The organism is Stenotrophomonas sp. YJH_SMC_32, assembly GCF_059369975.1.
Genome location: NZ_JCAFTE010000006.1, coordinates 140991 through 163125, shown reverse-complemented (window position 1 = coordinate 163125; position 22135 = coordinate 140991). Strand labels below are relative to the sequence as shown.

The following is a 22135-nucleotide window of genomic DNA, read 5'->3' as shown; positions in this document are numbered from 1 at the left end:
GACGATCGATGTCCGTCTCAACCCTGCCGTCACATCGCGCGCGACGGCCTCGGGGGCGTGGCACGCAGCACAGCCCGTGGATCACCCGCTTTCCGGAGCTGACCGGCGTGCTGGCCGAGGTGCGCCGGAAGCACCCGGCCTCGGCCGCGCGCTTGGCGCACTGCGTCACTGCCGCGACAATGCGCTGATCCATTCTTTTCCGGGTGACTGCGCGCAATGTCCATGGTCCGGCTTGATCGTTGGTTGGGACTGCTTGCTGCAGTCGTGTTCGTCCTGGCTGTGTCTGGCTTCGGTGCCGGCCTGGAGGGCTATGCACAGGCCCGCCACCCGGTGGCGCTGCTGGGGGCGCGGGGCGTACCGCATGCGCTGGCCTTCAATCTGCTTGGCTTCGTGCTGCCCGGCGTGCTCGCTGCGGTGGTGGCTGAGCGCCTGCGCCGCAGCCTGCCCGCCACTGCCGGCTGGGCACCGAGGGTCGGCAGCCAGATGCTGCTGCTGGCTGGCCTGGGCTTTGCCGCGATGGGCTTGCTGCCGCTGGACGTGGACGATCTGCATGGGCCCGCCAGCCAGCTGCATGCCAGTGCCTGGATGATCTGGGTGCTGGGCTTCGTCGCCGGAACCCTGTTGCTGGGCACGACACAGCTGCGTCAGGCGCATGGCCGCGCCCTGGGCGCCCTGGCCCTGGGCTGCGGCGTGCTGGCTGCGGTGGCCGCGTTTGCCCTGCAGGGCGTCCTGCCGGCGCCGCTGGCACAACGGCTGGCGTTCGCCTGCTGGGTGGCCTGGCTGGCCGCCGCACTGCCGCTGTCGCGCCAACGCTGAGACGGCTCCCGGGGCATCGCGGCGCCCACCCCCAAGCAGGCAGGATTGGAGACGTTTGCCGCACTGCGGTACGCTGTACCGCTTTGCCGCCGCATCCGCGTGTTCCATGACCAGCGCTGAAACCAACGCCTACGACCCGCAGCAGGTTGAATCCGCCGCCCAGCAGTACTGGGACGCCACCCGTGCCTTCGAGGTCGACGAGACCTCGGACAAGCCGAAGTACTACTGCCTGTCGATGCTTCCGTACCCGTCCGGTGCGCTGCATATGGGCCACGTGCGCAATTACACGATTGGCGACGTGATCAGCCGCTACAAGCGCATGACCGGCCACAACGTGCTGCAGCCGATGGGCTGGGACGCGTTCGGCCTGCCGGCGGAGAACGCCGCGATCAAGAACAAGACCGCGCCGGCAGCGTGGACCTACAAGAACATCGACCACATGCGCAGCCAGCTGAAATCGCTGGGCTATGCCATCGACTGGTCGCGCGAGTTCGCCACCTGCCGTCCGGACTATTACGTCCACGAGCAGCGCATGTTCACCCGCCTGATGCGCAAGGGCCTGGCCTATCGCCGCAACGCGGTGGTGAACTGGGACCCGGTCGACCAGACCGTGCTGGCCAACGAGCAGGTCATCGACGGCCGCGGCTGGCGCTCCGGTGCGCTGGTGGAGAAGCGTGAGATCCCGCAGTGGTTCCTGCGCATCACCGACTACGCCCAGGAACTGCTGGATGGCCTGGACGAGCTGGATGGCTGGCCGGAATCGGTCAAGACCATGCAACGCAACTGGATCGGCCGCTCGGAGGGCCTGGAAATCCAGTTCGACGTGCGCGACGTCGATGGTGGCGTGCTGGATCCGCTGCGCGTGTTCACCACCCGCCCGGACACGGTGATGGGCGTGACCTTCGTGTCGATCGCCGCCGAACACCCGCTGGCGCTGCACGCAGCGAAGAACAACCCGGAACTGGCCGCGATGCTGGCCGACCTGAAGCAGGGCGGTGTATCCGAGGCTGAACTGGAAACCCAGGAAAAGCGCGGCATGGATACCGGCCTGCGCGCGCTGCATCCTGTCACCGGCGAGCCGGTGCCGGTGTGGGTCGCCAACTTCGTGCTGATGGGCTACGGCACCGGCGCGGTGATGGCCGTTCCGGGCCATGACCAGCGCGACAACGAAGTGGCCAACAAGTACGGCCTGCCGATCAAGCAGGTGATCGCGCTGAAGGATGCGCGCACCGACGAAGAGCGCAACTGGGACGGTAGCCGCTGGCAGGACTGGTACAGCGACAAGAGCCGTGCGTTCGAGCTGGTGAACTCGGCCGAGTTCGACGGCCTGGATTTCCAGGGGGCCTTCGAAGCCCTGGCCGAACGTTTCGAGCGCAAGGCCCAGGGCCAGCGCCGCGTCAACTACCGCCTGCGCGACTGGGGCGTGAGCCGCCAGCGCTACTGGGGCTGCCCGATTCCGGTGATCTACTGCGACAAGTGCGGTGCGGTGCCGGTGCCGGAGGAGCAGCTGCCGGTGGTACTGCCGGAGGACGTGGCGTTCTCCGGGACCGGTTCGCCGATCAAGACCGACCCGGAATGGCGCAAGACCACCTGCCCGGAATGCGGTGGCGCCGCCGAGCGCGAGACCGACACCTTCGACACCTTCATGGAGTCGAGCTGGTACTACGCCCGCTACACCTCGCCCGGTGCCCGTGACGCTGTCGACAAGCGCGGCAACTACTGGCTGCCGGTCGATCAGTACATCGGTGGCATCGAGCACGCGATCCTGCACCTGATGTATTTCCGCTTCTACCACAAGCTGCTGCGCGACGCGCGGATGGTGGACAGCAACGAGCCGGCGCGCAACCTGCTGTGCCAGGGCATGGTGATCGCCGAGACCTACTACCGCCCGAATCCGGACGGTTCGAAGGACTGGATCAACCCGGCCGATGTGGAAGTGCAGCGTGACGAGCGCGGCCGCATCACCGGCGCCACCCTGATTGCCGACGGCCAGCCGGTGGTGGTCGGTGGCACCGAGAAGATGTCCAAGTCGAAGAACAACGGCGTGGACCCGCAGGCGATGGTCGGCAAGTACGGCGCCGACACCGTGCGCCTGTTCTCGATGTTCGCCGCGCCGCCGGAGCAGTCGCTGGAGTGGAACGAGGCCGGCGTGGACGGCATGGCGCGCTTCCTGCGCCGCCTGTGGGCCCAGGTGCAGAAGCATGCTGCCGACGGTGCCGCCCCGGCGCTGGACGTTGCAGCACTGGATGCCAACCAGAAGGCGCTGCGCCGCAAGACCCATGAAACCATCGGCAAGGTCGGTGACGACTACGGTCGCCGCCACAGCTTCAATACCGCCATCGCAGCGGTGATGGAGCTGATGAACGCGCTGGCCAGGTTCGAGGACGACAGCGAGCAGGGCCGCGCGGTGCGCCAGGAAGCGCTGCAGGCCGTCGTGCTGCTGCTGAACCCGATCACGCCGCATGCCAGCCACGCCCTCTGGCAGGTGCTGGGCCATGGCGAGACGCTGCTGGAAGACCAGCCGTTCCCGCAGGCCGACAGCAGTGCGCTGGTACGCGATGCCCTGACCCTGGCGGTGCAGGTCAACGGCAAGCTGCGCGGCACCATCGAGGTGGCGGCCGATGCCGCGCGCGAGCAGGTCGAGGCGCTGGCGCTGGCCGAGCCCAACGCGGCCAGGTTCATGGAAGGCCTGACGGTGCGCAAGATCATCATCGTCCCGGGCAAGATCGTGAACATCGTCGCCGCCTGATGTACCTCGCACCGGCCACCCGCGCGGTGGCCGATGCCTTTCCAGAAGCAGGGCCGGGTGCTTGATGGCCCTGCATTCACGCGGCTTCGGGCACGCTGTGTGTTGCCGTGATCGCCCGGCTCCGCCAGACTGTCTCCATGACCCGAATCCTGCTTGCCCTCGTTCTTGTCCTCGGCCTCGCCGGCTGCGGCTTCCATCTGCGCAACAAGCTGATGCTGCCGACCGACACCGCCCCGGTGAAGGTGGTATCCACCGCCCCGTACAGTGAACTGGTCAAGCTGCTCAATCGCAGCCTGCTGGCCTCTGGTGCCAGGCTGGCCGATGAGGACAGCAAGGAACCCAGTACCCAGCTGCAGGTGTTGTCCGAGCGCTGGGGTGACCTCCCGATCGCCATCGACTCGCAGGGTCGTGCGCAGGAGTACAGCCTGCGCTATGCGGTGATCTTCATCTTCCGCCGCGAGGATGGCAGCGAACTGGTGCCGCAGCAGGTGATCGAACTGTCGCGCGACTACGTGTCGCCGCCGACCGACGCCACCGGTACCACCACCGAACGCGAAATCCTGGCCACGGAGCTGCGCCGGGAAATGTCCGCCTCGATCATCCGACGTATCGACAGCGTGGTCCGCGCCGAGATCGAGAAGGGGGGCAGCCTGTCCGCGCCGAAGGCCAAGCCGATCGAGGGCGCGGTGCCGGCAGAGCCTGCCGCCGCCGTCAAGCACTGAGCGGCAGCGACGATGGAACTGCGTCCGGAGCAGCTGGCCAGCCAGGGCGCTGACACCGCGTTGGCGCCGGTGTACCTGATCGCAGGCCCGGAAACACTGCGCGTACTGGAAGCCGCAGATGCCATCCGCGCGCGTGCGCGCGCCTCGGGCATCGGCGAACGCGAAGTGTTCGATGCCGACGGGCGTGATTTCGACTGGAACCAGCTTGACGCCAGCTTCAATGCGCCAAGCCTGTTCAGCGCCCGCCGCCTGGTCGAGGTGCGCCTGCCCAGCGGCAAGCCGGGCAAGGAGGGCGCCGAGGTCATCACTCAGTTCTGCGCCAACCCGGCGCCGGACGTGGTGTTGATGATCACCGCCAATGAATGGAGCAAGGCCCACCAGGGCAAGTGGGCCGAGGCGGTCAGCCGCATCGGCGTGCTGTCGGTGGCATGGGCGATCAAGCCGCACGAACTGCCGGACTGGATCGAGCGCCGCCTGCGCGGCAAGGGCCTGCGTGCCGACCCGGCTGCCGTGCAGCGCCTGGCTGAGCGGGTGGAGGGCAATCTGCTGGCCGCCGCCCAGGAAATCGACAAGCTGGCGCTATTGGCCGACGGCCAGCCGTTGGATGTGGAACGGATGGAGTCGCTGGTGGCTGACGCTGCCCGCTACGACGTGTTCCGGTTGGTGGAGGCGACGTTCTCCGGCCAGCCGCCGGCGGTGCTGCGCATGCTGGCCGGCCTGCGCGGTGAAGGGGAGGCGGTGGCCGCATTGATGCCGATCGTGATCCGCGAACTGCTGGCGGGCGCAGGCCTGGCCCGCGTGCAGGCGCGTGGTGGCAACCTGGCCGCTGAAATGAAATCGCGCGGCATCTGGGAATCGCGGCAGGCGCCTTACAAGCGCGCGCTGCAGCGGCACCCGGAAGGCAAGCGCTGGGAGCGCTTCGTGGCCGAGGCGGGGCTGGTCGACCGCATTGCCAAGGGGCGCGCTGACGGCGACGCCTGGCTGGCGCTGGAACGCCTGCTGGTGGCCGTGGCCGAACCGCGTGCCGTGCGCCTGCTGGCGCGGGCCTGAGTGATGAGCCTGCGGATCTACTACGGGGGCACCTTCGATCCGGTGCACCTCGGGCACCTGGCGATCGCGCGTGCGGCCCGTGATGAACTGCAGGTCGCCGTGCGCATGCTGCCGGCCGCCGATCCGCCGCACCGCGCGGTGCCCGGCGCCACCGCTGAGCAGCGCTGCACGATGTTGTCGCTGGCCATCGGCGACGAGCCGGGGCTGCTGCTGGACCGTCGCGAACTGGATCGTGCCACCCGCTGCCCCGGTCGCCCGTCGTACACCGTCGACACCCTGCGCGAGCTGCGTGGCGAGCTGGGCCCGAGCCGGCCGCTGGCCTGGCTGGTGGGCGCCGACAGCCTGCTGGGGCTGTCCGGCTGGCACGAATGGGAGGCCCTGTTCGATCTGACCCACTTCGTGGTGGCCGAACGGCCGGGCAGTCCGTTGCAGGCGTCGATCGATGGCGAGCTGGGGCGTGCCCTGCAAGGGCGGTGGGCCGACAATGAGCAGGCCCTGTTCGCCAGCCCGGCCGGGCGCATCCTGCGCCTGCACCACCCACTACGCGGGGAATCGGCCAGCGCAGTGCGCTCGCAGATTGCCGCTGGCGGTCCCTGGCGCGCACTGCTGCCCCCGGCCGTGGCCGACTATGTCGCTGCACACGGGCTGTACCGCCCGGCCACGGCGTGAATGGCGCGGCCGCGCCATCCCCGTATAATCGCTCCCACGTTTATCGAGTCGATCCACTTTGAGCAACCAGACCCAGCCCCAGACCATCAAGGTCGATCTGCCCAGCCCGCCGCCGTCCGTGCCGGAACTGCTGGCCAGCGTCCGCCAAGCCACCGAAGACCTGAAGGCCAAGGACCTGGTCGAGATCGACGTGCGCGGCCGGTCCAGCGTTGCCGACTACATGATCGTCGTTTCGGGCACCTCGACCCGCCACGTCAAGTCGATTGCCGATGAAGTCGTGCGCTTCGCCAAGAACATCGACGTGATGCCGCTGGGTGTTGAAGGCGAGCGCGAAGCCGAATGGGTGCTGGTCGATCTGGGCGACGTGATCGTCCACGTGATGCTGCCGCGCGTGCGTGAGTTCTACGCGCTCGAGCGCCTGTGGACCGTCGGCGACCAGCCGCCGTCCAGCGACGACGAAGTGGCCTGAGCCGCACGTTGATGCATCCCTTCGACGGCGCCGATGGCGCCGTCGACGTTTTGGAGGACCATTGATGAAAGCCCGCCTGATCGCCACCGGTGAACGCGCGCCCAGCTGGGTCGCGCAGGGGTTCGCCGAATACCAGAAGCGGCTGTCGCATTGGCTGCCGTTCGAGCTGGTGGAAATCGAACCCGGCCTGCGCGGCAAGGGGCGCGATCCGCGCCGTGCCACCGAGGATGAAGGCAAGCGGGTCATCGCCGCGCTACCGAAGAACGCTTACGTGGTGGCACTGGACGTGCCGGGGCGGCAGTTGAGTTCCGAGCAGCTGGCGCAACGCCTGGAGCATTGGCGCGGGCAGGGCCGGGACCTGGCGTTCCTGATCGGTGGCCCGGAAGGGCATTCGCCAGAGGTCTCTGCGCTGGCCGACGAAAAGTGGTCGATCGGACCGCTGACGCTGCCGCACATGCTGGTGCGTCTGGTGGTGGCCGAGCAGCTGTATCGGGCTGCCGCAATGATTGCCAATCACCCCTACCATCGCGCGTGAAGAGTGGTTATACTAGTCGTCTGCCCGAATAGCTCAGCCGGTTAGAGCACTTGACTGTTAATCAGGGGGTCGTTGGTTCGAGTCCAACTTCGGGCGCCACCTTGAGAAACCTGCATCGCGAGATGCAGGTTTTTTTTTGCCGTGTTGTGGCGGCGAGCCCATGCTCGGCTGCATCCTCCAAGCCGGGCACGCGCTCGCCGCTACAGCGTGATCCGGCCCTTCCAGAACGCTACCAGCGTGGCGATTGCTACTGCCAGGATCGCGCCGAACAGCGCCCACTCCCAGCGCGTGAAAACCGGCTCGCCGCGCTGGCGCCGGGTCTGCGCAAACAGAATAACGCCGGGCACGTACAGCAGCACCGACAGCAGCAGGTTGTTCAGGCCGCCGGCATACACCAGCCACAGCGCGTAGGCGCTGGCCAGCAGCGCGACCACGAAATCGCGCCAGCGCACGCGTGGCTCACCCGCGTAGGACTGTCCGCGCCAGGCCAGTTGCACGCCGAACGCGGTGGACAGGAAGTAGGGCACCAGGCTCATCGATGCGGCCAGCAGCACCAGGCCGGTGTAGCTGCCCGCATTGAACAGCACCAGCAGCAGGAACAGCTGGATCAGCCCGTTGCTCAACCACAACGCATTGGCAGGCACGCCACGCGCATTCTCGCGTCCCAGGAAGGCGGGCATCGTGCCGTCGCCAGCGGCGGCATACAGCACTTCGGCACACAGCAGCACCCAGGCCAGCAGCGCGCCCAGCACCGAAATGATCGAACCGGCGATGATCACCGTCGCGCCCCATTCGCCGACGATGGCGCGCAGCACGTAGGCCATCGACGGGTTGGGCAGCCCGGCCAGTTCGGCCTGCGACAGCACGCCCATCGACAGCAGGCTGACCAGGACCAGCAGCAGCCAGACCCCCAGGAAACCTATCACCGTGGCACGGCCGACGTCGGCACGGCGCACGGCACGCCGCGAATAGATGCTGGCGCCTTCGATGCCGATGAACACCCACACGGTGACCAGCATCATGCCGCGCAGTTGCTGGCCGAGGTCGCCGAGCGCAGGCGTGCCGAAGAAGTCGGCGCGGAACACCTCCATGCGGAACGCACCGGCGGCCAGCACCAGGAACAGTGCGATGGGCAGCAGCTTGGCCACCGTCACCAGGCCGTTGACGATGGCTGCCGTGCGCAGGCCGCGCAGCACCAGCAGGTGGACGGTCCACAACAGTACGGACGAAGCGGCCACGGCGGCTGGCGTGTTGCCTTCGCCGAACACCGGCATGAAATGGCCCAGGCCGCTGAAGATCAGCACGAAGAAGCTGGCATTGCCCAGTACCGAAGCGACCCAGTAGCCCCACGCCGCGGAGAAGCCGATGTAGTTGCCGAAGCCTTCGCGTGCATATGCGTAGATGCCGGTGTCCAGGTCCGGACGGCGGTTGGCCAGGGCCTGGAACACGAAGGCCAGCATCAGCATGCCCGCACCGCTCAGCGCCCAGCCGATCATCGCGGCGGCCGGGCCGGCACTGCGGGCAACGTTCTGCGGCAATGAGAAGATGCCGGCGCCGACCATCGAGCCGACTACCAGTGCAGTCAACGCGGGCAGGCCGAGACGTTGGTTGGACGAGGGCATGCTTTGGTTCCCTTGCGGTCATCCCATCGGCCTTTCGGCCGGGGGTTGCAGCAGTTGCATTCGCGTCATCGATCTTATCCATCTCATCGAGTGCGATGGAAGGTTGGCATAGTGGGCTTCCCTTTATGAGCGCGCACCCCATGACCAAATCGCGGGCCTTTCTCACTCCCGATGGAACCGAGTACGTTACGGCGCAGGCCGTGGGCCACCGTCGCAACAGGGATTATGGTGGAGAACCCACGGGAGATCGCTATTTCTCAACGCATCGTGCAGGTCATCGTCGCCCAGTGAAGCACGTGATGAAGGGGCGGTCGTGGTACTTCGCATATATCGACGGCGTGAAGGGCGGAGCGGCAGCGGGAGGCGAATCGCTGCAGCATCTGTTGTTCAAGGAGGCTTTCAGTCGGCTGGACCATGTGCAGCTGGTTCTTTCGCTTCCTACCGGAAAAGGGCCTCGTCGCTGGCGTGAATCGAGAATCTCGATCTCCCGGGTGGAGCAGGAGTGGCAGGTGCCCGGAAGGGGGGATTATCGGGCAGATCTGTATGTCGAGTTCACCAGCGAGGATGATCTGGGTTCCAAGTGGGACGGGAAGTTCCTGCTTGAGGTCAGGCGATCACATGCTGTGGATGCTGCAAAACAGGATGGCCTCCGGCAACTGGGCATTGCAGTGATCGAAGTGGATATCGGCAGGGTGCCGATCTACGGCTACACCATTCCCGAGGACGAAACCAGTGATGTGGAGGAAGCTCGATACCTCGACAGGATCAAGCGCTTGCTGGAAAGCGAGCGTGGATTCCTGCAGGCGATGGTTCTCAGCAATCCCAGCAGCAACGATTATCTGGAGGCGCTGGTGCGCAGCCAGCAAGAGGAACTGCAGGTGTTGAGCGAGCGGGAAGCCTTGCTGCAGTCCGAGGTGGCAGGGGCGAGTGCACGCAGTCTTGCACTGGAAGAGAGCCACGGCAGGCTAGCTGCCCAGCTGAAGCAGAGCGAGGAGCTGCTTGCCGGCGTACAGAGGGTCGCTGCTGATCTGAGGAAGGAGAAGGTGACGTTGCAGAAGGGGCTGCAGTCCGCTCGTGATGATCTCAATTCGGAGGTCGCCGAACGGCGTCTGTACCAATGTTGCTTCTGGGGCCTCACCGCCGCCGCGGTTTTGCTGATCTGCTGGATGGTCTGGCTTTGGTTGTTCGGCTGACGCTGGCTCCACAATGCCGGGTGGCATTGAAAAAGCAAAGGCCCGGGTGTTGGCCCGGGCCTTTGCAGGTGACGCTGCTGCAGGATTACTTGAACGTGTACTTGGCGCCCACGGTGAAGTAACGGCCCAGTGCACCGGAGAAGTGCATCGGGTTGTAGTTCACGCCGCCGTAGGTGGTCGGATCGAGCGGTGCGATGCGGTCGAACACGTTGGCCACCGAGGCATTGAGTTCGAAGGCGTCGGTGATGTTCCAGCGGCCGGACAGGTCGAAGGTGGTGAACGAAGAGATCTTCGTCACCGGCGTGCCATCCTCGTAGAACGCCTGGTAGTCGCCGCCACGCTTGTCGGTGTTGTCCATCTTGCTGATGTAGTTGGCAACACCGCTCACGCTCCACGCACCCTGCTTCCAGGTGGTGCCGAAGTTGATCTTGTCCTTCGGCGTACCGATGCAGTTGGTCACGTCGCAGTTGCCGTGCGTGCCGGCATAGTCGACGGTCTCATCGCCTTCGGTGCGCTCGAACTTCAGGATGTGGCTCCACTGCAGGTCCAGTTCGAGCTGGCCCGGGCCGATATCGAAGGTCTGGCGGATATCGGTGTCGATACCGCGGACTCGCGACGAACTGGCGTTCACGTAGCCGGTGTTGACGGCCAGGATGCTGCCCGAGTTGGGCACGCCACCGATGTTGTTGGAGTCACGCAGCACGTTGCCGGCCAGAATGGCAGCTGCAGTGTTGCCCTGCACGATCTCGTTGGTGCGCTTGATCTGCCAGGCATCGACGGTCATCGAGGTGGTCGAGGTCGGCTGCAGCACCAGGCCCACCGAGTAGCTCTTGGACTCTTCCGGCTTCAGGTCCTTGTTCGGGCGGGTGATGATCGCGATCGAGCGCGGTGTGCACTCGTCGGCATCGATGGCGCAACGCACCGGATCACGTGCGTTGGAGAAAGCGGCCAGGCCACCGTCACCGTTCTCGGCCGGGTTCGGCGCACGGAAGCCTTCGGCGTAGCTGGCGCGCAGTGCGATCCAGTCGGCCGGGGTCCACTTCACGCCCAGCTTCGGCGTGGCCTTGCCTTCACCGCTTTCGTACTTGTCGTAACGCACGGCGCCGGACAGTTCCAGCTGTTCCAGCACTGGTGCCGACAGTTCGACGTAGCCGGCGTACACGTTCTGGGTGCCGTCGTAGGCCGAATAGCCCAGGCCGATGATGTCACCCTGGTCGGTGTAGGTCTGCGGGGTCAGGCTGTTGCTGGTCTTGCGCCACTCGGTACCGATCGCCAGGCCCAGCGGCCCCCCCTTGAGGTCGGCCAGGCTGCGCGACACGGTGAAGTCGAACATGTCCAGGCTCGACTTGGCACGCGCGCTGATGGTCGGCGAGATGTAGTCGTACAGTGCCTGCGAGTTCAGGTTGGCGTTGTCGCCGATGCGCCAGGTACCACCGGCGCAGTTCGGATTGCCCAGCGCGCACAGCACCGAGCTGTAACGCAGGAAGCCGGTGCGCTTGTTGACCAGGTCGGTGCCCGAATGCAGGTAGGCGGTGTCATAGCTCCAGTCGCCCCAGTTGCCCTTGACGCCGACCAGGAAGCGGTTGAACTCGTTGGTATTGTTGGTCACGCGCGGGCCGACGTCCCACGCGCTGTAGCGCAGGCGCGCCGCATACGGCAGCGGGTTGTCCGGATGGCCGGCATAGAGCATCGTCGCGCCGTCACCGCTGCTGGCGTTCTTCGGGCCGCCGGGGAAGCCCCAGCCGCCGGAAACACCCGACGGGGTATTGCTGAAGATGGTTTCCTTCTTCGAGTAGCCGATCTCGGTGTAGACCTCGCCGCCTTCACCGAAGGCGAAGGTCGCACGGCCGAATACGTTGATGTACTTCTCTTCGGGGGTCAGGTCACGGAACTGCTGGGCCGGATCCCACAGGCAGCCCTGGGCCGCCGAAGAGGCCTCGGTCTGGCCCGGAATGGAGCTCAGGTTGGCGCAGCCCGGCAGGGCGACCAGATGCGGCGACGGCGCATCATTGTTGAACACCGAGCCGTTCGGGCCGACGCCGCCGTTGGTACGGCCGCTGAGGTAGGCGCCGCCGAGGAACTGTGCGTCGGTAGCGTCATAGCCCCACTGGCGCGTGTCGCCGGTACCGATCCACTTGCGGTTCTTGCGGTCGCTGATCTTGATCGCGTCGGACTTGCCGACATCCAGGCTGAAGAATGCGTTCCAGCCATCCTTGGACAGGTCGCCGGTACCGGCGGTCAGGGTGGCCTTCTTGGTATCGCCGTCGCTGTCACCGGACAGGCCGTAGGACGCACGCAGGATCGCACCTTCGAAGTCGCTGCGCAGAATGATGTTCACCACGCCGGCGATGGCATCGGAGCCGTAGATCGCCGATGCGCCGTCCTTGAGCACTTCCACGCGCTCGACGGCATCGAGCGGAATGGTGCTGAGGTCGGTGAACACCTTCTGGCCGTCGTCGGCCAGGCCGTAGGTCGCCATGCGGCGGCCATTCAACAGCACCAGCGTCGAGCCCGCACCGAGGCCGCGCAGCGAGATGCCGGCGCCGCCACCGGCGAAGCCGTTGCCGAAGGTCTTGGGAATGGAGCCGGCGCCATCGGCGGTGATCGTCTGCAGGTACTCGGCCAGCGTGGCCTTGCCACTGCGGTCGATCTCCTGGCGGCTCACCACCTGCACCGGGGACGGCGTCTCGGTGTTGGTGCGGGGGATGTTGGAGCCGGTGACCGTGATGCGGTCGAGGTTGGTGGCTTTTTCCTGCGCGAAGGCGGAGGAGGAAGCGACGGCGCCGGCCAGCAGCAGGGCGCCGCCGGTGAGGATGTGGGTGATGGACGATGCCAGGGTGGTGCGGCGGCGGCTGGCGGGCCGTTGGATCGGGTGTTTCACAGCTTCTCTCCTAACTGGAAAACCGTAGCGTTGAGGGCTGTCGCCGGATCGATACCGGGACGCGCCAATCTAGGTTTCCAGCAGGTGACGAAGTCGTGAATTTTTGCTTAATCAGTAACGCTTGCCCCTGGCATGTCCGCATTTGCCGGGCAGTGGCAGTGGCCGGCCCGGCGCAAGGCCGGGCCGGTGGGACGCTCAGTCCGGCAGCGAGAACTGCACCGGCACCATGCCGATGGCCGGAACCGCCACGCCGTCACGCTGGGCAGGCTCGAAGCGCCAGTGCTTGAGCACCTGCTGGCGGGCGGCCTGGTCCAGGTTGCGCGAGCCGCTGCTGCGCTCGACGCTGACCGCGACCGGCTGGCCACGGGTGTCCACTTCCACCCGCAACAGCACCGTGCCCTGTTCGTGGTTGCGCAGGGACTGGATCGGATAGGTCGGCGGCGGAGCGCTGCGGTACTGCAGCTGGGCGCCGGCCAACGGGGTGGAAGTGTCGATGCTGGGCGCCAGCTGCGGCGGAGCCGGTTCGGCGGCCGGCAATGCGATGCCCTGGGTCTCTTCCACGGTCGCGGTGGGTGCGGGCAGTGGCGGTACCACCGGCTGCGTCCGGGGCTTCGGTACCACCTGGACGATCTCTTTTGGCGGGACCGGAGCCGGCGGCGTCGGCGGTGGCGGGATCTTCTCGATCAGCCGCACCGGAGTCTTTTCACGCGGGGCCTGCACGGCCTGGTAGGTCGCAGGGATGAGCAGCAACAGGAAGGCCAGCAGGTGCAGGGCGATCGCTGCACTCCAGGCGGCGACGCGGGCGGGGTCGAAGTGCGGGGATGCAACGGGATAGGTACGAACCATGATCCACCTCCATGCCAGTGACGAAGTCCTCAACGCACCAGGGTCCGTGGCGGGGTTGCCGCACACGGCTGGCAGTTCATCAGTAGCGCGGCATGGCGGCCACTGCCTAGAGGCAGGGGCATGCGCGTTGGGCTGGCCTTCAGCCAACGCCGCCGGAATAGACGAAAAAGGCGGGCCCCTGCGGGACCCGCCTGGGTCGGCCGTGCCGGGCGCGATCAGCGGCCCAGTTCGAACACCACGTCCAGGTTGACCGAGACGGTCGATTCACCCGGTGCGACCGGGGTGGCCTTGTCCATCGCCGCGCCGGCGGCCATGGTGCGCATCATCGGCATCGGGCGGAAACCGCCGTTGCTGTTCTCGGAAATGCTGACGATGCGGCGCACCTGCAGGCCCAGCGACCTGGCATAGGTCTGGGCGCGGGCCTGGGCCTTCTTCAGCGCGGCCAGGCGGGCTTCGTCATAGACCGGTTCGGGCTGGTCGATCTCAAACTGCGGACCGTTGATCTGGTTGGCACCCTGCGCGGCCAGCGCGTCGAGCACCTTGCCGAGCTTGGCGATGTCGCGGACCTTCAGGCTGACCGTGTTGCTGGCCTGGTAGCCGGTGATCTTCGGTGCTTCATTGTCGGCATAGCGGTACTGCGGGTTGAGGCTGACGCCGCTGGTCTGCACGTCGCGCTCGGCGATGCCGGCGGCCTTGATCGCGGCCAGCACCTTGTCCATCTGCTGGGCGTTCTGGCGCATGGCGCTGTTGCCGTCGGCTGCCTGGGTGACCACACCGGCCGACAGGGTGGCGACGTCCGGCACGCGGGTGGCCTCGGCATTGGCCGAGATGTTCAGCAGGGTGCCTTCGGCCGCGGCGGCGATCGACGGCGACGACGGAGCGGCATGAGCAGTCATCGAGGTTCCAAGGGCGAGGGACAGGGCAAGCAGCAGCGGGGTGGCGGTCAGGCGCATGGGATCTCCTTGTTGTGCCGGTGAGGGTGGTGTCGTAGCGATGAACGCGCTGTGAGCCTGATCGGGGTTGTACGCGTTCCGTAACGGGTTGCCGACGATTCAGGTGGCGGCCTCAGGTTATGCTGTGCCGATGCTCTATCTTGCTTCCCGCTCCCCCCGACGCAACCAGCTGCTGGCCCGACTCGGACGCCCCTTCCAGGCCCTTGACCTGGAGGTCGTCGAGCAGCGCGCGGCCACTGAAAGCGCCGAACAGTATGTATGCCGGGTCGCCGCCGACAAGGCGCGCGCCGGGCTGGCCCGGGTGCTGGCCGACGACCCGCAGGCGCGGGTGCTTGGTTCGGATACCGAGGTCGTGCTGGATGGCGAGGTCTTCGGCAAGCCGGTCGATGCCGCTGACGCGCGGGCGATGCTGGCGCGGCTGGCCGGGCGCACCCACCAGGTGATGACCGCCGTGGTGGTGGTCGGTGCGGGCGGCCTGGACAGCGAGCTGGTCATTTCCGAGGTGACCTTCGCCCCGATCGACGCCGCCGACATCGCCGCCTATGTCGCCACCGGCGAGCCGCTGGACAAGGCCGGTGCCTACGCCATCCAGGGCGGGGCCGAACGCTGGATCGAACATCTTTCCGGCAGCTACTCCGGCGTGATGGGGCTGCCGCTGCTGCATACCGATCGTCTGCTGGCGCGCTGTGGCGTGCCGGTCCCCACTGCCGATGCCGCCAGGGAGGCTGCCGATGTCTGAGGAAATCCTGGTCAATGTGACCCCGCGCGAGACCCGGGTCGCGGTGATCGAAAACGGCATGCTGCAGGAACTGCACATCGAGCGCGGTTGGCGCCGTGGCGTGGTCGGCAACATCTACAAGGGCAAGGTGCAGCGGGTCATGCCCGGCATGCAGGCCGCCTTCGTCGAAGTCGGCCTGGAGCGCGCCGCGTTCCTGCACGCCAACGACGTGGTGCGCCCGGCACCGGTGGCCAGCGCCGACACCGAGAACACCACCCTGCCGCCGCCGGCCAGCGTGCCGATCGTCGAGCTGCTGCGTGACGGCCAGGACATCGTGGTGCAGGTGGTGAAGGACCCGATCGGCACCAAGGGCGCCCGCCTGACCACGCAGATCAGCATTCCCTCGCGCTACATGGTGCTGCTGCCGCAGTCCAAGGTAGTGGGCGTGTCGGCGCGCATCGAGGACGAAACCGAGCGCGCCCGCCTGAAGGCGCTGGTGACCGAACTGTCGGCGCAGCATGGTGGCTACGGTTACATCGTGCGGACCAACGCCGAAGGGCAGCCGGCCGAGGCCATCGCCGAGGACATCGCCTACCTGTCGCGCGTGTGGAACGTGGTCGAGCGCCGCGGCCGCGAAGCGCCGTCGTGCAGCATCATCTATGAAGACCTGAGCCTGCCGCTGCGGTCCGTGCGTGACCTGATCCGCAAGGACGTGGACAAGGTGAAGGTGGACTCGAAGGAGACCTTCGGCCAGCTGCAGGCCTTCGTCGCCAAGTACATGCCGGTGCTGGCCGAAAAGCTGGAGCTGTATTCCGGCGACCGCCCGATCTTCGACATGTTCGGCGTGGAAGACGAGATCGGCCGCGCGCTGGACAAGCAGGTGCCGCTCAAATCCGGTGGCTACCTGGTGATCGACCAGACCGAGGCGATGACCACCATCGACGTCAATACCGGCTCGTTCCTCGGCCAGCGCAACCTGGAAGAGACGGTGTTCCGCACCAACCTGGAAGCGGCGCAGGCAGTGGCGCGTCAGCTGCGGCTGCGCAACCTGGGCGGCATCATCATCATCGACTTCATCGATATGGATGATGCAGAGCATCGCCGTCAGGTGCTGCGCACGCTGGAAAAGGCGCTGGCCCGCGACCATGCCAAGACCACGGTGTACGACTTCTCGCCGCTGGGCCTGGTGGAGATGACCCGCAAGCGCACGGTCGAAAGCCTGGAGCGCCAGCTGTCGGAGACCTGCCCGCAGTGCAGTGGCCGCGGCAGCATCAAGACCACCGAGACGGTGACCTACGAGATCTTCCGCGAGATCACCCGCGCCGTGCGCCAGTTCGATGCCGCGCGCCTGCTGGTGATCGCATCGACCAAGGTGGTCGCGCGCATCACCGATGAGGAATCCTCGGCGGTGGCCGAGCTGGAAGAGTTCCTCGGCAAGAGCATCCGCTTCCAGGCGGACGAGCAGTACCTGCAGGAGCAATTCGATGTCGTTCTGCTCTGATCCTCGCCGGCTGCAGGCCGGCGGTGGCCGATGAGCGCGCCGCCGCGCCTGCGACTGCGAAGGATCCGCCGTCATTTCATTGCCGCCTGTGCGGTGGGCCTGGTCGGGCTTGCACTGCTGGTGGGTACCTTCAGCCAACTGCTGCCGCTGGCCGAGCGTCATCCCGACAGGATCGCCGCCTGGCTGAGCGAGCGGGCCGGCCAGCCAGTGCGTTTTGACCAGCTGCAGACGGCCTGGACCCGTCGTGGCCCACTGCTGCAGCTGAAGGGCCTGCGCATCGGCGCCGGACAGGGCCTGGCGATCGGCGAGGCCGAGGTGCTGGTATCGATGTACAGCGGGCTGCTGCCCGGGCGCTCGCTGACCGAACTGCGCCTGCGTGGCCTGGCGCTGGACCTGCAGCAGGGCGAAGACGGACGCTGGTCGGTGCGCGGGTTGCCGCAATCCGACAACGGGGGGGATCCGCTGGATGCATTGCGCCGGCTCGGCGAGCTGCAGGTGATCGGCGGCCGCCTGGGCGTGCACGCGCCGGGAATCGGCATCGACACCACGCTGCCGCGCATCGACCTGCGCATGCGGGTCAATGGTGATCGCCTGCGCGTGGGTGTACGCGCCTGGGCCGATGCACAAGCGCTGCCGCTGACCGCGGTACTGGACGTGGACCGTGCGCGTGGCAACGGCCAGGCCTGGCTCGGCGCCGACCCGGTCGATTTCCATACCTGGTCGCCCTTGCTGGCGGCCGGCGGCGTGCGCCTGCGCGAGGGCAAGGGCGAGCTGAACCTGTGGCTGACCCTGCGTGATTTCGCGCCGGTCGCGCTGACCACCGATTCGGACCTGCGGGACGTGCGCGTCGACGGTGCACCGATGCCCGGCGTGGCAGCGCCGCAGCTGCAGCTGCAGCGGCTGCAGGCCCGCCTGCGCTGGCAGCGCCAGGCCGATGGCTGGGCGTTGCAGGTGCCGCGCCTGCGCCTGAAGACCGAAGATGGCGCACAGCAGCTCGATGGCCTGCAGCTGCAGATCGGCAAGCAGCTGCGGGTGAACGCCGGTGCGGTGCAGGCCGGTACCGCGCTGCGCGGGCTGGCCCTGAGCAATCTCCTTGAACCGGGTCTGCGGCGCTGGCTGTTCCTGTCCAGGCCGCAGCTGGAGGTGCGCCGATTGCAGCTGGCCGGCGAACGCGATGGCCCGTTGCGGGCACAGGGCGAACTGCAGTCACTGGGCTTTGCCAGCGTCGGTGATTCTCCGGGCCTGCGCGGCCTGGGTGGACATTTCGAAGGCGATGCCGATGGCTTCAGCCTGCAGCTGCAGCCGCAACGGCAGCTGCAGTTCGATTGGCCGACCGGCTTTGGCGTGCGGCATGACCTGCATCTGGCCGGACAGGTCGTGGGGTGGCGCGACGAGGGCGGCGGTTGGCGGATCGGAACGCCGGCGATGCGCGTGGAGGGCACCGACTACGCGGCCGACGTGCGCGGCGGCGTCTGGTTCCAGGGCGACGGCACGCGGCCGTGGCTGCAGCTGGCCGCCAAGCTGGACGACGTGCCGATGACGGCGGCCAAGCGCTTCTGGATCCACTCCAAGATGAGCAAGGGCGCCACCGACTGGCTGGACATGGCACTGGCCGGCGGCCAGGTGCGTGGCGGTGTCGGCCTGGTCACCGGTGACCTGGACGACTGGCCGTTCGACAACAACGATGGCCGCTTCGAGGCCACCGGCCACATCAGCAATGGCGACATCCGCTTCCAGCACGATTGGCCGCTGATGCGCCAGGTCGATGCCGATATCGCCTTCATCGGCCCCGGCTTCGACATGCGTGGACGTGGCGACCTGGCGGGCGTGGCGGTGCAGAAGTTCGAAGCCGGCATTCCGGACTTCGGCCATCAGCCGCTGTACGTGCGCGCCGACGCGCCGAGCGAGGCCGGCAAGCTGCTGGCGATGCTGCGCCAGAGCCCGTTGCACAAGGATTACGGCGATACGCTGGACAACCTGGTCGCCAGTGGTCCGGCGCATGTGACTTTCGATCTGCTGCAGCCGCTGCACCACGATGAAGGCGGTGGTCATCTGCAGGGGACGGTCGACCTGACCGGCGTGAAGCTGGTCGACAAGCGCTTCCAGCTGGCCTTCGACAACATGCGAGGGCAGGCGCGCTACAGCAATGGCGGCTTCGGCGCTGAGGAACTGGCGGTGCGCCACCTCGGCCAGGATGGCCGCCTGAGCCTGCGCGCTGGTGGCTACGTGCACGACAGCACGCGGGCTTTCGAATCGCAGCTGACGGCGCATCTTGATGCGGGCGTACTGATCGACCGCGCACCGGAAATGACCTGGCTCAAGCCCTACATCACCGGCACTTCAGCGTGGACCATCGCGGTCAACCTGCCCAAGGTGGCCCCGGGGGCGCCCGCGCCGCCGAGTGAACTGCGGTTGAGTTCGGACCTGGTCGGCACCCGGCTGGACCTGCCGGCACCGCTGGACAAGCCGGCCGCCGAAGCGCTGGCGACCACGGTGGCCGCGCAGTTGCCGATGGGCGTCGGCCGCATCGATGTGGCCTTCGGCCAGCGCCTGGCCCTGGCCGCACGCAGCCACAACAACCAGACCGGCGTGCAGGTCACGCTGGGCAGTGATCATGTTGATCGTGAGCCGCCGCCGAGCGGGCTGACGGTCAATGGCCGCAGCGCGACGCTGGATGCGCTGGAGTGGATCGGCCTGGCGCGGGGTGGCGGGGACGACGATGCGATGCCGCTGCGAGCGGTGGACGTGCAGGTTGGCCAGTTGAAGCTGATCGGCGGCGTGTTCGAGCAGACCCGGCTGCAGCTGCACCCGGGCTCACAGGCACTGGATGTGCGGCTGGACGGCCCGTCGCTGGCCGGACGCCTGACTGTCCCCAATGCGGACGGTGGCACGATCAGTGGCCAGCTTGACCGCGTGCACTGGCAGTCACTGCCGGCGGCACCGGGCGCGCCGGTTGCACCGGCGCGGGTACAGGCCGGTGCCAACGACATGGACCCGGCCAAGCTGCCGCCGTTCGCGCTGGACATTGCCGACCTGAAGTTCGGCAAGGTGGTGCTGGGCCAGGCGGTGCTGCGCACGCGACCGTTGGCCAATGGCCTGAACGTGGATGCGCTGCGTTTCCGTGCGCCGGACCAGGAGATCGACATCAGCGGTCGCTGGCTGGGCCGGACCGGTGGTGCCCGAACCGAGTTGACCGCACAGGTGCGCAGTGAGGATCTGGGTGGGTTGATGCAGAATCTTGATTACGGCGGCCAGTTGCGCGGCGGTTCCGGCCAGGCGCAGTTGCAGGCCTCGTGGAGCGGAGGCCCGTCGGACTTCCAGCTGGGCAACCTGCAGGGCAGTCTCGACCTGCACGCGCGCAATGGCCAGCTGCTGGAGCTGGAGCCAGGCGCCGGCCGCGTGCTGGGCCTGCTCAGCGTCGCGCAGCTGCCGCGGCGCCTGATGTTCGACTTCCGCGACTTTTTCTCCAAGGGCTTCGCGTTCAACCAGATCGACGGCAGCATGCAGTTCGGCCAGGGCATGGCGCGCACCGACAAGGTGCTGATCGAAGGCCCGGCGGCCAACATCACCATCCGTGGCCAGGCTGACCTGCGCAACCAGCGGTTCGACCAGACCATCGACGTCAACCCGCGTGCGGGCAACCTGCTGACCGTGGTCGGTGCGGTGGCCGGCGGCCCGGTGGGGGCCGCGCTGGGCGCGGCCACCAATGCGGTATTGTCCAAGCCGCTGGGCGAGATTGGCGCCCGAACCTACAAGGTGACCGGTCCATGGAAGGAGCCGAAGGTGGAAGTGATCGAGCGCAGCCGCGACAAGTCCCCATCACCGCCCGAGCCGGCGTCTGCACCGGCCATTCCGCCGACCGTCACCGACCTGCCGCGCTCGCGCTGAGCGCGGTTCCCTGTTCACGGGGCTTGCCTGAGCGCCCCCGCACCCCCAGATCGAAACCATGACTGATATCGCCCTGACGCTTGCCCAAGACCGCCTGCTTCGCCCCGGCGGCCTGGATACCGCTGGCCTGGAGCGCACCTTCGGCCAGTTGCTCGGCCCCGGTGTCGACTTCGGCGACCTTTATTTCCAGCACGCCCGCCGCGAGAGCTGGAGCGTGGAAGACGGCATCGTCAAGGACGGTGCCCATTCCATCGAGCAGGGGGTGGGCGTACGTGCGATTTCCGGCGAGAAGACCGGATTTGCGTACTCCGATGACATCCATGCCGACGCGCTGCTGGCGGCGGCGCAGTCGGCGCGCGCGATCTCGCGTGAGGGCGGTGCGCAGTCCGGGCGATCGCTGCTGCGCGGCAATGCGCGCGCACTGTACCCGGCGCTGGACCCGATCGATGGTATCGGCAACGAAGCCAAGGTCGAGGTGCTCAAGCGCCTGGATGGTTACCTGCGTGCCGCCGACCCGCGCGTGAGGCAGGTGATGGTGAGCCTGTCCGGCGGCGTCGATACAGTGCTGATCGCCCGCAGCGACGGTGTGCTGGCGGCCGATGTGCGTCCGCTGGTACGCCTGAATGTGCAGGTGATCGTCGAGCACAACGGCCGTCGCGAGTCCGGCTATGCCGGTGGCGGTGGCCGTTATGGCTACGAAGACCTGTTTGCCAGCGGCCGCCCCGAAGCCCTCGCCCAGGAAGCGCTGCGCCAGGCGCTGGTGAACCTGGAAGCAGTGCCGGCGCCGGCCGGCATGATGCCGGTGGTGCTCGGCCCGGGTTGGCCGGGCGTGCTGCTGCACGAAGCGGTCGGCCACGGCCTGGAAGGCGACTTCAACCGCAAGGGCACCAGCGTCTACGCCGGCCGCATCGGCGAGCGTGTGGCGGCACCGGGGGTGACCATCGTCGACGACGGCACCCTCGACGGCCGCCGCGGTTCGTTGAACATCGACGATGAAGGCCACCCCAGCCAGTGCACCACGCTGATCGAGGACGGCATCCTGGTCGGCTACATGCAGGACAGCCTCAATGCGCGGCTGATGGGCATGGCCCCGACCGGCAACGGGCGCCGTGAATCGTTCGCGCACCTGACCATGCCACGCATGACCAACACCTACATGCGCGCCGGCGAGCACGATCCGCAGGAGATGATCCGTTCGGTGAAGAAGGGCCTGTACGCGGTCAACTTCGGCGGTGGCCAGGTCGACATCACCAGTGGCAAGTACGTGTTCTCGGCCACCGAGGCCTACCTGATCGAGGACGGCCGCATCACCACGCCGGTGAAGGGCGCGACCCTGATCGGCAACGGCCCGGAAACCATGCAGAAGGTGCGCATGGTCGGCAATGACCTGGCCCTGGACGAGGGCGTGGGCATCTGCGGCAAGGACGGGCAGAGCGTGCCCGTGGGGGTCGGCCAGCCCTCGCTGTTGATCGAGGGCATCACCGTCGGCGGTACCCAGGCCTGAGCGTGGCGATGGCCACAGC

17 protein-coding genes and 1 tRNA gene are annotated in these 22135 nt (G+C 67.3%); 14 read left to right on the top strand and 4 right to left on the bottom strand.

Annotation, left to right across the window (positions count from 1 at the left end):
• Nucleotides 1-8: 8 nt before the first annotated feature.
• From AC5P7S_RS10905 to AC5P7S_RS10865, 9 genes are all read left to right on the top strand, one after another.
• On the top strand, nt 9-188 hold the full coding sequence (locus AC5P7S_RS10905; RefSeq protein WP_134956368.1) for a hypothetical protein: 180 nt from the start codon (nt 9-11) through the stop codon (nt 186-188).
• 28 nt (nt 189-216) lie between these two features.
• Nucleotides 217-816 (top strand): DUF998 domain-containing protein, encoded by a 600-nt coding sequence (locus AC5P7S_RS10900; RefSeq protein WP_049459673.1) that lies wholly within the window; start codon nt 217-219, stop codon nt 814-816.
• 106 nt (nt 817-922) lie between these two features.
• Nucleotides 923-3565 (top strand): leucine--tRNA ligase, encoded by a 2643-nt coding sequence (gene leuS / locus AC5P7S_RS10895; protein WP_005418117.1) that lies wholly within the window; start codon nt 923-925, stop codon nt 3563-3565.
• Between the two features lie 137 nt (nt 3566-3702).
• Nucleotides 3703-4287, top strand: a complete 585-nt coding sequence (locus AC5P7S_RS10890; RefSeq protein ID WP_005418114.1) for an LPS-assembly lipoprotein LptE — start codon at nt 3703-3705, stop codon at nt 4285-4287.
• Between the two features lie 12 nt (nt 4288-4299).
• Nucleotides 4300-5337 (top strand): DNA polymerase III subunit delta, encoded by a 1038-nt coding sequence (gene holA / locus AC5P7S_RS10885; protein ID WP_005418112.1) that lies wholly within the window; start codon nt 4300-4302, stop codon nt 5335-5337.
• Between the two features lie 3 nt (nt 5338-5340).
• Nucleotides 5341-6006: a nicotinate-nucleotide adenylyltransferase gene (gene nadD, locus AC5P7S_RS10880; RefSeq protein WP_095377649.1), complete on the top strand. Its 666-nt coding sequence runs from the start codon at nt 5341-5343 to the stop codon at nt 6004-6006.
• Between the two features lie 58 nt (nt 6007-6064).
• A complete protein-coding gene (gene rsfS, locus AC5P7S_RS10875; RefSeq protein ID WP_005418109.1) occupies nt 6065-6475 on the top strand; it encodes a ribosome silencing factor in 411 nt (136 codons plus the stop codon).
• Nucleotides 6476-6539: 64 nt separating this feature from the next.
• Complete coding sequence (rlmH, locus tag AC5P7S_RS10870; RefSeq protein ID WP_005418108.1) at nt 6540-7010, top strand: 23S rRNA (pseudouridine(1915)-N(3))-methyltransferase RlmH; 471 nt, start codon at nt 6540-6542, stop codon at nt 7008-7010.
• Nucleotides 7011-7032: 22 nt separating this feature from the next.
• Nucleotides 7033-7109 (top strand) — tRNA-Asn (locus tag AC5P7S_RS10865).
• A gap of 101 nt (nt 7110-7210) precedes the next feature.
• Here AC5P7S_RS10865 and AC5P7S_RS10860 read toward each other — a convergent pair.
• On the bottom strand, nt 7211-8632 hold the full coding sequence (locus tag AC5P7S_RS10860) for a basic amino acid/polyamine antiporter (protein WP_095377648.1): 1422 nt from the start codon (nt 8630-8632) through the stop codon (nt 7211-7213).
• A gap of 125 nt (nt 8633-8757) precedes the next feature.
• Between AC5P7S_RS10860 and AC5P7S_RS10855 the strand changes: the two genes are divergently transcribed.
• Nucleotides 8758-9825 carry a hypothetical protein gene (locus AC5P7S_RS10855; protein ID WP_141239348.1) on the top strand — a complete coding sequence of 356 codons (1068 nt, stop codon included), beginning with the start codon at nt 8758-8760 and terminating at the stop codon, nt 9823-9825.
• An 85-nt stretch (nt 9826-9910) separates the two neighbouring features.
• Here AC5P7S_RS10855 and AC5P7S_RS10850 read toward each other — a convergent pair whose 3' ends face one another.
• The 3 genes from AC5P7S_RS10850 to AC5P7S_RS10840 form a co-directional block, all read right to left on the bottom strand.
• Entirely contained in the window at nt 9911-12706 is a 2796-nt protein-coding gene (locus tag AC5P7S_RS10850; protein WP_065185490.1) for a TonB-dependent receptor, read from the bottom strand.
• A gap of 195 nt (nt 12707-12901) precedes the next feature.
• Entirely contained in the window at nt 12902-13552 is a 651-nt protein-coding gene (locus tag AC5P7S_RS10845; RefSeq protein ID WP_005418094.1) for an energy transducer TonB, read from the bottom strand.
• A gap of 215 nt (nt 13553-13767) precedes the next feature.
• Nucleotides 13768-14505: an SIMPL domain-containing protein gene (locus tag AC5P7S_RS10840; protein WP_005418081.1), complete on the bottom strand. Its 738-nt coding sequence runs from the start codon at nt 14503-14505 to the stop codon at nt 13768-13770.
• Nucleotides 14506-14635: 130 nt separating this feature from the next.
• Between AC5P7S_RS10840 and AC5P7S_RS10835 the strand changes: the two genes are divergently transcribed.
• The 4 genes from AC5P7S_RS10835 to tldD are packed head-to-tail and all read left to right on the top strand — an operon-like array spanning nt 14636 to nt 22116.
• A complete protein-coding gene (locus AC5P7S_RS10835; RefSeq protein WP_065179231.1) occupies nt 14636-15244 on the top strand; it encodes a Maf family nucleotide pyrophosphatase in 609 nt (202 codons plus the stop codon).
• Entirely contained in the window at nt 15237-16724 is a 1488-nt protein-coding gene (gene rng, locus AC5P7S_RS10830) for a ribonuclease G (RefSeq protein WP_005418079.1), read from the top strand. The genes AC5P7S_RS10835 and rng overlap by 8 nt, the downstream gene beginning before the upstream one ends.
• Nucleotides 16725-16754: 30 nt before the next feature.
• Nucleotides 16755-20612, top strand: a complete 3858-nt coding sequence (locus AC5P7S_RS10825) for a YhdP family protein (RefSeq protein ID WP_095377646.1) — start codon at nt 16755-16757, stop codon at nt 20610-20612.
• A 58-nt stretch (nt 20613-20670) separates the two neighbouring features.
• Nucleotides 20671-22116 (top strand): metalloprotease TldD, encoded by a 1446-nt coding sequence (tldD, locus tag AC5P7S_RS10820; protein WP_005418077.1) that lies wholly within the window; start codon nt 20671-20673, stop codon nt 22114-22116.
• Nucleotides 22117-22135 lie beyond the last annotated feature (19 nt).

What these genes read in the sequence shown, in the direction of transcription:
- leuS (WP_005418117.1), top strand. Translation starts at nt 923, where the DNA reads ATGACCAGCGCTGAAACCAACGCCTACGACCCGCAGCAGGTTGAATCC.
- rng (WP_005418079.1), top strand. Translation starts at nt 15,237, where the DNA reads ATGTCTGAGGAAATCCTGGTCAATGTGACCCCGCGCGAGACCCGGGTC.
- nadD (WP_095377649.1), top strand. Translation starts at nt 5,341, where the DNA reads ATGAGCCTGCGGATCTACTACGGGGGCACCTTCGATCCGGTGCACCTC.
- AC5P7S_RS10890 (WP_005418114.1), top strand. Translation starts at nt 3,703, where the DNA reads ATGACCCGAATCCTGCTTGCCCTCGTTCTTGTCCTCGGCCTCGCCGGC.
- AC5P7S_RS10845 (WP_005418094.1), bottom strand. Translation starts at nt 13,552, where the DNA reads ATGGTTCGTACCTATCCCGTTGCATCCCCGCACTTCGACCCCGCCCGC.
- AC5P7S_RS10905 (WP_134956368.1), top strand. Translation starts at nt 9, where the DNA reads ATGTCCGTCTCAACCCTGCCGTCACATCGCGCGCGACGGCCTCGGGGG.
- holA (WP_005418112.1), top strand. Translation starts at nt 4,300, where the DNA reads ATGGAACTGCGTCCGGAGCAGCTGGCCAGCCAGGGCGCTGACACCGCG.
- AC5P7S_RS10900 (WP_049459673.1), top strand. Translation starts at nt 217, where the DNA reads ATGTCCATGGTCCGGCTTGATCGTTGGTTGGGACTGCTTGCTGCAGTC.
- AC5P7S_RS10840 (WP_005418081.1), bottom strand. Translation starts at nt 14,505, where the DNA reads ATGCGCCTGACCGCCACCCCGCTGCTGCTTGCCCTGTCCCTCGCCCTT.
- AC5P7S_RS10835 (WP_065179231.1), top strand. Translation starts at nt 14,636, where the DNA reads ATGCTCTATCTTGCTTCCCGCTCCCCCCGACGCAACCAGCTGCTGGCC.
- tldD (WP_005418077.1), top strand. Translation starts at nt 20,671, where the DNA reads ATGACTGATATCGCCCTGACGCTTGCCCAAGACCGCCTGCTTCGCCCC.
- AC5P7S_RS10860 (WP_095377648.1), bottom strand. Translation starts at nt 8,632, where the DNA reads ATGCCCTCGTCCAACCAACGTCTCGGCCTGCCCGCGTTGACTGCACTG.
- AC5P7S_RS10855 (WP_141239348.1), top strand. Translation starts at nt 8,758, where the DNA reads ATGAGCGCGCACCCCATGACCAAATCGCGGGCCTTTCTCACTCCCGAT.
- AC5P7S_RS10825 (WP_095377646.1), top strand. Translation starts at nt 16,755, where the DNA reads ATGAGCGCGCCGCCGCGCCTGCGACTGCGAAGGATCCGCCGTCATTTC.
- rlmH (WP_005418108.1), top strand. Translation starts at nt 6,540, where the DNA reads ATGAAAGCCCGCCTGATCGCCACCGGTGAACGCGCGCCCAGCTGGGTC.